Genomic DNA, 10,414 nt, shown 5'->3' on the forward strand with positions numbered 1-10,414 from the left:
CAGACACTAATTAGAAAACCTATGAAAGCATTAAATCGAACCATAAGGCTTGTATTACCCTTGTTGCGAAACAGGTATGTAATTGCCATTCTTGCTTTCATTATCTGGATAGGTTTTTTTGATCAAAACAACCTGCTTGAACGATATGAACTTTCGCAGCGAATCAAAGAATTGGAGCGACAAAAAATCCATTATCAACAGGAAATAAACAGTAACAAGCAAAGAATGCAGGAGCTGCAAAGCGATCCCGAAAATCTCGAAAAATTTGCCCGGGAACAATACCTCATGAAAAAACCCGATGAAGATATTTTTGTCGTTATTGAGGAATAACAGAGTGTTAGATTTTTAGATCATTAGATTTTTAGATATTAAGATATTAAGATTTAAGATAAGGTTAGGCAGAAGATAGGGCATGGGGCATGGAGCATGGAGCAAAGAGTAAAGGTGGAAAGGGGTGAGGGCAAAAGGGCAGGATGGTAGCATGAAGTACAGATTGTTAGGACTGTTAGGACTGTTAGCTTGTTAGGATTGTTAGAACTGTTAGAAAATGTAATAAAACATCATATTACACTCTAACAATAATTAACAACATCAACAACACTAACAATTCTAAGAGCCGTAACAACTTATTAAATGTAAGATGAAACGAGCATGGCAAAGTTTGTCACAACAAGAAAATGATAAGTTCTTGCATGCGAGTTCCATTATGCCAATAACTTAAGTAAATTATATACTAATGAATATTCTTCGCTTCCTTAGTGGTCTCTACTATGCCGGAATGGTGTTGGTGCTTTCGGGCATCATAATGCATCTGTCCGATATATCCGGGGCCCAATGGGTCTTTGCAACAGGCCTTATCCCCGTTCTCGGGATCAGGGTATACAATTTCATTATTTCGGCACCCCATCGCAAGAGATTAAACGGAATATTAATGACCAGTGCAGTATTTCTTGCTGCCGCAGTCTTTGCCATTTATCACGAACGATCCTACTGGATAATTTTCGTAGCTGTTTCAGCTGTTCTTGACGGCTATGTAAGTTTCAGGAAATTCACCTGATATTTTATCCCCGGGAAAGCAAAAACCCTGAAGAACCTTTTAATATTTTAACAATACAGTTATATTTGTCCTCATTAAAAATTAAAATTTAACTTTCATTTTCTGCTATGAAAAATACATCTATCGTCCTTAATGCTATTTTGTTTGTTGCAGTTATTGTCCTGTTTTTCCTTGTATTATCCGATGGCTCCTCATCGGTAGAAGATGCAGACGAACAAACCACAAAAGAAGAGATACAGGACTACCCGATAGCTTACATCAATACCGATTCATTGTTAATGAATTATGAATATGCTCAGTATCTTAACGAGGAGCTGATGAAAAAAGAGGAATCGTCAAGAGCCGATTTCAATGAGCGTGCAAGGGTATTTCAGGACGATATGCGCGCTTTCCAGCGAAAGGTTCAAAACAATGCATTCCTGAGCCTTGAACGTGCTCAAAAAGAAGAAAGAAAATTAAGACAACAAGAGCAGGAGCTGCAGGAGTTAAATAACCAGTTGTCGAATGAACTGATGAAGCAGCAGGAACAAATGAACAAAGAATTAAGAGATACCATTACTGCTTTCCTGGAAGAGTACACCAAAAAGCATCCGCTGAAACTGGTACTGAGTAATACCATGGGAGACAATGTGCTTTATGCCCACGATGCTCTCAACATTACCGACGAGGTGGTTGCCATTTTGAATGAACGCTACGAAAAGGCTCAGAAAGAAATCGAGGAAGAATGAATGGCACAAAACAAACCGAAAGATGTTTTTGAGAATTACCTCGAAAAACATTTTCCTGCATTTCGCATTGAAACGCCACCTCCCGCCGACCTGAAACTAATTGTTGTAATTCCTTCCTATCTGGAGAAAAATTTTCTTTTCAAAACGCTGGAATCGCTTTATGCTTGTACCCCACCGTCGGGACAAGTCGAAGTTATAATTGTGCTCAACACCTCCGAAAGTGACGATCCCGGCATTCTTGAAAAACAAAAAGAATGCTTTGCTGAAATCCTGAACTATAAAAACAAAAAAAGCAACGACCGGCTTCATATTCATCCCCTGGAAGCCTACAACCTGCGTAAAAAACATTTTGGTGCGGGACTGGCCCGAAAAACCGGATTGGATGAAGCCGTAAGAAGGTATCATGAAATCGGGAAACCCGATGGAATCATTACCTGTCTGGATGCCGATTCTCCGGTAGCTCCGAATTACTTCCGGGCAATAGAAGAATGGTACAAAGACCCTTTGCATCAGGGAGCCATGATATATTTTGAACATCCGCTGAAAGGGAAAGAATATCCATCCGAAGTTTATGAAGCCATCACGCTTTACGAGTTGCACTTAAGATACTACCTTCAATCCCTGCGGGCAGCAGGATTTCCCTATGCTTATCATACCATCGGCTCGTGCATGACGTTTCGGGCATCAAAATATGTTCAGGCCGGCGGTATGCCCAAAAAACAGGCAGGAGAAGATTTCTATTTCCTTCAAAAGCTAATTCCTCTCGGCGGTTTTGGGGAGATAAACAATACAGCCGTGTATCCGTCACCAAGACCATCGGACAGGGTTGTATTCGGAACAGGGGCCAGCATTAAGCAACACCTGGAAGGCAGCCGTCGACAGGGTACCACATACAACCCTCTCGCATTTGAAGACCTTGGCAGCTTGTTTTCAAAAATTCAGGAACTAAGAGACATTAACACCGGATCATTTGAAGAATGGACCTATAATCTTTCAGGCCCGCTGCGAAGTTTTCTTCTCAATTCGAATTTCAGGGAAGAACTATCCGTCATAAGGAAAAACAGTAATAGCAATAAAACGTTTTTAAAGCGTTTTTTTGGCGTTTTTAATGCTTTCCGGATTGTAAAGTATCTTAACTATTCTCACGAGCATTTTTATGCCAAAAAAGACGTTTTCGATGCGGCTTTATCGCTCCTCGAACAAGCCGGTCAAAACATTGATGACATATTGGACGAAAAGGAATTACTGATAAAATACCGGGAGTTGGAAAGAAAGAGGATTGAGAGATGAGAGATGAGGGTTGAGGGTTGAGGATTGAGGATTGAGGATTGAGTGCAGGGGCCCCGGTTGCTGGTTGCTGGTTGCTGGTTGCTGGTTGCTGGTTGCTGGTTGCTGGTTGCTGGTTGCTGGTTCGCTCGACTCTGCCGCTTGCCTTGCAAGAATTCGTTAATTGGTTAATTAGAGGCTGCTGAAAAAGTCAACAACCTTTTTCAAATTTATTTTCCATTGTTCTTTTTGGCATTGCCCCAAAAAGAACCAAAAAGGTCTGGTCCGCTTAAACCTGGCTCCCCGCGAAAGCCAAAATTTCCGGCCATTGCGCAAGGCCATGAACGTCGCCCATTTTGGCTTCCCGCCATCCGCCGGCCCGGAAAGCGGACAGGCCACCGCACCTTTTAAATAAATAAAGTCGCTCATTATTACTACATTCTTTTGAACAGTGATATGTTGACAATTAACATTTACACAACACTTCGTTAAATTTTGTAATACACTGCAGGTCAATTGTTTAAGCCTAAAGAGGTTTGTTTATTTAAATGCAGTATATTAATGTTGTAAAAATCATCTTACATCTTATATCTAAAAATCTCACGATCTATTGATTTACAGGTGCAAACATTTTTAAAGATTTGCATGAATAACCTTGCACCTTAAATAGAATTATGCGATATAAATAATTCATTATTAATTTTTTAAGTGTTATTCAGCAGACCCTCATTAGTTAATTGATCATTGATCATTGGTAATTGGTAATTGATCATTGAAAAAGATTCCTCGTCGTACCCCTTCAGAATGAAAAAAGCGGTCTTCCTGTCATTCAAAAATTTCAGAGCTTCATATCCGTAGTTGATAATCAATATTTTACAAGATTTCCATCGTAAAATAAATTAACGCAATTTTGCAAAAAAACTGGGAAGTTATGCAAATGCAGTTTCCATTTTTCCCCTGTTCAACCAGGTTGATAAACGCAACTTTAGTGTCTTACCCCTGATATTCGTGTTTTTTTAGCAAAATTAATGCTCTGCCACCGCTCCGCGGTTAATTGTTACTGACTTTATTGGTAACGTTACCGCTCTGTCACCGCTCCGCGGTTTTAGTCTTTTAACCCTATATCAGCAGTTAATAGCCGAGGAGCGGCGACAGAACGGTAGAATTATGTAATAAGAAAAACAAAAAGCTGCGGAGCTGCGACAGATAATGTATAAATTTGTTTGGTTTTGGCTTGTACAGATTAGGTTTTTATGAACTGGATGATCTTGTGTAATAAATTTGCGACTTCTGAATTTACTTATTAATGAGAAGTTCTGAATTTGGAACATTCGATTATCTTCTCATTCGCGCTACCCCCTGGCCCCCTAAAGGGGGTATCCCACCGCACGATTCCTATGATATTGTACCATTCGCAGGTTTTAATTTTTTGTGAATTACCGGCCCAGCCCGGTTCTCCCCTTTAGGGGAGTTAGAGGGTTAGTGGGAGAGGAAGCTAAATTTGCGACATCTTAATTGGCTATTAAGTCAGGAGTTCTGAATTTATCCCTTCTGCCTTCTGCCTTCTGCCTGATTCTCTGTGGTGCAGCCTCAGCCTCAACCTTAGCCTTGACCTCAGCCTCAGCCTTAGAATACCGTTCTGCTGCCTCTTCTATAGGTAGATTTATTGCGGAACCAGTCATTCCCCGATTCGGAACATGGAATGGCGCCCCTGGGGGATTTATTAATGCCGGAGGTCGAAAACCGGTAAATGAGCGAAAACTCGTTGGCACCGCCACTATGTCCTGCCAGACTTGATAAAGTAAGATCATAACTATAGGACAACCGTACATCTCCAATATTAAACCCGACAATAAAGATAAGCGCATCATTATTGGTAAGCCCTTCACTGCTGCCGATTGGAATGCCCCGATACCATAAACCGAGTTCAAAGGGATTAATATACCAGTAACTCCCTATGTCCAGTTGCTGGAAATCTTCCTGCATTCGATACATAAAGGCCAGGGTACCACTCACTTCATCCTGGTTTCTGGTTCTTGTTCTGAAGCGGTACTTTCCCCCGCCGTAAACAGTGGTTCTTATGGGCAGAGCCGACTCAATATCGGTAAACCCGAAATCACTTTTTACCAGGTGGTCAACCACAACACCTCCCCAGAAATCATCACTATAGACCATTGCTGATGCCGCTGCATCGAATTTGCGATAACTTTCTTTTTCAAAATCACCTATGGCACTCGCCAGAATATCACCATCGGGTCCTATCTGGTCGCCCCAGAGCAATGAAGCAGGATCAATTTTTCTTTCAAAGTATTTGAAATTAAGTCCGGGACGCATATAAATTTTACGCGTCAAAGGAAACTCATAAGCATATACCAACCCGATGTTTTGCGTAATCAGCTGTCCTCCTCCCTGGTCATCACGAACAAAAACCAATCCGACGCCGCTGCTGTACTTTTCAAAAAAATGGTCGGCAGCAAAGGATAAAGTTCTGTATGTATTGGGAATACCGGGCCACTGATCCCGGTATGTCAGAGCAACACGGCTTCCGTTGGTTAAGCCGGCAAAAGAAGGACTCAGATAAACCGGAGCAGCATAAACCTGCGAGAAAGTCGGATCCTGCCCTTTAGCATCCCCCACTCCTATCAGGATTATTCCCAACAATAAGATAATATGTCTAATCTTCTCTTTCACAATATAAACTTTTGAGCAATCAGGCGATATGGATTCAATGATCAATGATCAATTATCAGTTACCAATAACCAATTGAGGTTAAGGCTGAGGTTGAGGATACACCTTAAATATCAAACATTTACGCGAATTTTTCAATTATCAATGAGCAATGGAAGGAACACAAAACCCGGAACACGAAACTTTTTTTGGTGGCAAGTAAAGACGCACGGCCGTGCGTCTCAACAAGCCTGCTAACTCAACAGAAACTCAAAACTCTGAACTCGCAGCATCAAAGCTTCTGCCTGGCAAACGCGCTTATCTCACTAATAAAATCGTTCCTGTTTCACGGAATTCTTCCCCGTTAACAAATGTTCCGTTCACCTTCCATACATAAACGGCCTGTGGTGCTAACTGACCTTTATAGAATCCGTTCCAGCCTTCTTCAATATCGTCGGATTCATAAATCAACTGTCCCCACCGGTTAAATATCTGGAGGTGATAAGTATCCACATCCCTGTATACGGGTTTAAATATGTTATTTGTTTCACTCGGCCTGCTTTCTTTTCCGCCATCGGGTCTGGGTTTAAATGCATTCGGGAACTTAATAAATCCTTTGGAAATGGCAGTAACGGCACCTTCTATGGTGGTACTGTCCACGCACCCAAATTCATTTGTAACGTGAAGGCTTACATCATAAACACCGCTTTCGGCATATTCATGAACCGGATGTGGCTCGTCGGATGTATTTCCATCGCCAAAATGCCATTCATATTCAATAGCGCCAACCGAAAGATCGAAAAATCTGACTTCATCGCCGGGCACATATACTTCCTCCGGCATAACACTAAAAGCAGCTTCGGGATGCTCATGTACCCTGATAATTTTCTGGTAACGTCCCTCAATGCCATCGGGTCCGGGAACAGTTAATATAACAGGATAATCACCCGCATCTTCAAACGTATGCGTCGGATTCTGGTCACCACTGCTGCTTCCATCGCCAAAGTCCCAATGATAATCCCTTTCCTGTACACCAACCGAGTAGTTTGTAAAAATAACTTCCAGTGGCCAGCAGCCTTCATCTACATTGGTAATAAAGCCTGCATCAGGGGTCGGACGATATTCGACACTCACATCATCATAAGATTCGCATCCTTCTACATTAATGGTCCATCGGAAGGTATTAATACCTTCACTTAATCCTGAAACGAGGGTGTTAAAGAAGGTTGGGTCTTCAAATTCACCGGTTCCACCCACAATTCCCCAACTGGCATCAAGTTCTCCCACGTTATTGGCATTCAGCATGGCCTCGGGATCGTAAACGACCATATCTTCTCCGGCATACGCATCCGTTTTGTTACTTGTAATGGTAACGGTACTTTCAGTCACACAATCTTCATAAGATACCGTCCATTTATAAAGATTGTCACCAAAGCCGATATTCCTGACGATAGAACTGGGTGAATGAGGATCATCAAAATCGCCGGCACCACTCACAACCGTCCACGTGCCAATAGCAGGCTCCGGCGGATAATTTCCGTTTAGCGTTGTATAGTTTTCACAAATGGTCTTATCATTTCCGGCATCGCTTTGTTCCGGAACTTTATTAAATATCTTAACAGTATCCCTGGAGAAGCAGGATTCTCCATTCCAGATTTCCCACATAAGGATATTTTCACCAAAGCCAAGATTTTCTATCACAGTCCCTTCATCGGCCGGATTCTGGAATGTGCCTGTCCCCGATACGATATACCATTCACCGGTACCATGTATCGCCGGGTTGGCATCCAGCTGTGCCCAATCTTTACAATCGGCTACATCAGGCCCTGCATTGGCTTGTGTCGGCGTATTATTTTCAATAACAATCTCATCAGAGAGTGTACATTGCCCTTTACTTACCGTCCATTTAAGACGGGTAACGCCTGGTACAAGATTGCGTATCTCGGCTCTCGGGTCTGTAACATCCGATATGTAGCCACCACCTTCAACAACAGACCAATATCCTTCGCCATATTCGGGCGTAGCTGCCATCAGGTCGTGATTGGGTTCGCAAACCTCAAGATCACTTCCGGCAAAAGGCGTAGAGGGAAGGTTATTGATGATCAGCACATCGTCAATACTCTCACATATTCCGTTTTCAACGGTCCAGCGTAGCACATTATCTCCTTTGGCAAGATTAGTAACGCTTGCCTTAGGATTATTGATATCTGAAGACGCAATGGTTGCAGAACCGGCAATTACTTCCCATCGACCGGTACCTATCTCGGGTTCCAGGGCATCAAGAACGGTCTCATCCTCACAAAGTCGCTGAGTATTCCCTGCATAGGCGGTACTGGGCGAAGCATTGGTAATAGCTACCTCCTCATAAGTCTGGCAACCTTTGTAGTTGATCGTCCAACGCAATCTGTTAGTACCTTTACGCAAATTGCGAACAGTGGTGTTGGGATCATTTATATCGTCAAAGACAGCCTGACTGGTACCTCCGGCAACCGTCCAGGTTCCGGTACCCGGCGATGGGTTGTTCCCCTGGAGTATTTCAGTATCTGAGCAAATGGTTCTGTCGTCACCTACTCTTGCCTGGATGGTATTGTAATCGATCTGGACGTCATCGAACGAATTACACCCCTCATGCTCTATGGTCCATCGGAAAACATTGGCACCAAACTTAAGATCATCTACTCTTGCCGAAGGATCGGTCAGAGATGAAAACTCACCACTACCGTTTCTTATCGTCCAGCTTCCGTTTCCAACACTGGGTGTATTGGCAGAAAGATAAACAAAGTTATCGCATGTGGCGGCATTATCTCCGGCATCGGCAGGGGTAGGCCGGTTGTTAATAATTCTGATGGTATCTACATCGGTACATTCTCCGTTGGTTATACTCCAGGTAATAAAATTTTCTCCCTGTTCAAGATTTCGTACCACAGAGTATGGATCTTCCGGGTCATCAAATTCGGCTGATCCCCCACCGCCGATAATACCCCAGGTGCCAATCCCGGGTAAGGGATTATTGGCCTCAAGAACGGTTGAATCAACGCACAGAGGAGTTGATGCATCGTACCGGATAATAGCTTCTTTAAAGTCATTCCTGATGACTACATCGTCAAAATCTGAACAGTTCCCGTTGGTAATGGTCCACCTGAATTTGTTCTCACCGACTCCAAGATTTGTAACTTTTGTATCCGGTGCTGTCGGGTTTTCAATATCACCCGAACCGGATATAAGTGTCCATTCTCCGGTATGGTATACATCCAGACTCCCCGAAAGTGTTACACTATCAACACAGACAGCAATATCGCGGCCTGCATGAGGAATGGAAGGTTCATTATTAATAATGGTAACTGTATCAACAGAAGAACAATATTCGGTTGAGATGACCCACATGAAACGATTGGTTCCCCGCGCAATGTTACGGGCCATGTTTCCGTCAAATTCGGCCGCTCCTTCCAGGATACGCCATTCACCGGTACCATGATTAGGAACATTGGGTTCCAGTTTCACACTATCGGTACACAGTGTCTGATCTTCTCCGGCATAAGCTTCTGTAGCGAGCCCGTTAATAATACTCACCGTATCAGAAGAATAACAAACATTATTCCCCGACCCTTTTTCAATTGTATAAACGAACCTGTTTTCACCTTGCGAAAGACCGGTCACCTCTGTTTCGGGCTGATCAGGAGTAACAAGCGTTCCGCTACCTGAAATAATTTTCCATGAAACCGTTCCCATACCCGGATCCGGTGTATTACCGAGCAATGTATAGCTGTCGCTGCAGGTGTAATCGTCAGAACCTGCCCTGGCCTCATCGGGGCGGTTGTTGGTAACAATTATGGTATCGCTGGAGGATGATGTACCCTGACCATAGGAAATTGTCCATACAAACTCATTTTCTCCGGGGCCAATGTCGTAAACGCGCGTTTGCGGGTCTCTGTCATCTTCAAATTTACCGGCCCCGTAATCACCCAATGTCCATTTTCCGATGGCATTTTCAGGATCATTGGCATGCATATCGGCTTCGTCATTACAGGTGAAGATATCAGGCCCTGCATCGGCCTCGATAACATCGCCGTTAACGATTTCTACTTCATCATAATCGGTACAATTTCCAATAGAGACAGTCCAACGGAAAATATTGGGGCCTCTGGTAAGATTTTCAATGACCGTATTCGGGTCTGACGGATCAACAATATCACCGCCACCTGAAATAATGGTCCATTGGCCTGTTCCACGAGGCGGCAATTGTGCCTGCATTGTGGCCTGACCGCTGCCATCATTGATTATCTGGTCTCCTCCGGCATCCACATTATCCACCGCATTGATCAGTATACTGACAACATCGGAAGAAGAACAACCCGACTGGTCGTGAACCACATTCCAGCGTAAAAGATTTTCTCCTTCGGCCAGTTGAACGCCCACCTTGGGGTCACTGGTGGACCCGTCAAAGACAGCACCGCCACCACCGGATTCTACTGTCCAGAGCCCTGTATAGCCTGAAGGAACAGGATCGGCATTAAGATTTACATACCGGTCGCAGGAAACAGTATCCTTACCGGCAAACGCTTCAACCTGCTGATTAATGACTTTCAGATCAGCTGATGAAGAGCAATTGCCATTATAGATAGTCCAGCGGTAAATATTGGTTCCCAGCCCGATACCGGTTACCCTGGTCGTCGGATCATTCAAATCTTCAAAATC

Annotated in this window: 7 protein-coding genes; 4 read left to right on the forward strand and 3 right to left on the reverse strand. The window is 43.5% G+C overall.

Translation table 11 applies throughout. From position 1 onward, the window contains the following. The 4 genes from OQ5_RS0113265 to OQ5_RS0113280 form a co-directional block, all read left to right on the forward strand. The coding region (locus OQ5_RS0113265; RefSeq protein ID WP_016777953.1) for an FtsB family cell division protein at nucleotides 1–330 on the forward strand (330 nt) is incomplete at its 5' end. A gap of 406 nt (nucleotides 331–736) precedes the next feature. Next, on the forward strand, nucleotides 737–1,057 hold the full coding sequence (locus tag OQ5_RS0113270; RefSeq protein ID WP_016777954.1) for a hypothetical protein: 321 nt from the start codon (nucleotides 737–739) through the stop codon (nucleotides 1,055–1,057). Nucleotides 1,058–1,164: 107 nt separating this feature from the next. After that, nucleotides 1,165–1,785: an OmpH family outer membrane protein gene (locus tag OQ5_RS0113275; RefSeq protein ID WP_016777955.1), complete on the forward strand. Its 621-nt coding sequence runs from the start codon at nucleotides 1,165–1,167 to the stop codon at nucleotides 1,783–1,785. After that, on the forward strand, nucleotides 1,786–3,075 hold the full coding sequence (locus OQ5_RS0113280; RefSeq protein WP_016777956.1) for a glycosyltransferase: 1,290 nt from the start codon (nucleotides 1,786–1,788) through the stop codon (nucleotides 3,073–3,075). A 168-nt stretch (nucleotides 3,076–3,243) separates the two neighbouring features. Here OQ5_RS0113280 and OQ5_RS0113285 read toward each other — a convergent pair whose 3' ends face one another. The 3 genes from OQ5_RS0113285 to OQ5_RS24730 all read right to left on the reverse strand — a co-directional run bounded on the left by OQ5_RS0113285 (nucleotide 3,244) and on the right by OQ5_RS24730 (nucleotide 10,402). Further along, entirely contained in the window at nucleotides 3,244–3,480 is a 237-nt protein-coding gene (locus OQ5_RS0113285) for a hypothetical protein (RefSeq protein ID WP_016777957.1), read from the reverse strand. Between the two features lie 1,197 nt (nucleotides 3,481–4,677). Further along, nucleotides 4,678–5,742 carry a PorP/SprF family type IX secretion system membrane protein gene (locus OQ5_RS0113295; protein WP_100221931.1) on the reverse strand — a complete coding sequence of 355 codons (1,065 nt, stop codon included), beginning with the start codon at nucleotides 5,740–5,742 and terminating at the stop codon, nucleotides 4,678–4,680. A 295-nt stretch (nucleotides 5,743–6,037) separates the two neighbouring features. Continuing rightward, nucleotides 6,038–10,402: a PKD domain-containing protein gene (locus OQ5_RS24730; RefSeq protein ID WP_016777960.1), complete on the reverse strand. Its 4,365-nt coding sequence runs from the start codon at nucleotides 10,400–10,402 to the stop codon at nucleotides 6,038–6,040. Nucleotides 10,403–10,414: the final 12 nt, after the last annotated feature.

Source organism: Anaerophaga thermohalophila str. Valhall (genome assembly GCF_000250735.1).
Taxonomy (GTDB): domain Bacteria; phylum Bacteroidota; class Bacteroidia; order Bacteroidales; family Marinilabiliaceae; genus Anaerophaga; species Anaerophaga thermohalophila_A.

Excerpts from the sequence above, each read along its gene's own strand:
- OQ5_RS0113270 (WP_016777954.1), top strand. The coding sequence starts at position 737 with ATGAATATTCTTCGCTTCCTTAGTGGTCTCTACTATGCCGGAATGGTG.
- OQ5_RS0113275 (WP_016777955.1), top strand. The coding sequence starts at position 1,165 with ATGAAAAATACATCTATCGTCCTTAATGCTATTTTGTTTGTTGCAGTT.
- OQ5_RS0113280 (WP_016777956.1), top strand. The coding sequence starts at position 1,786 with ATGGCACAAAACAAACCGAAAGATGTTTTTGAGAATTACCTCGAAAAA.
- OQ5_RS0113285 (WP_016777957.1), bottom strand. The coding sequence starts at position 3,480 with ATGAGCGACTTTATTTATTTAAAAGGTGCGGTGGCCTGTCCGCTTTCC.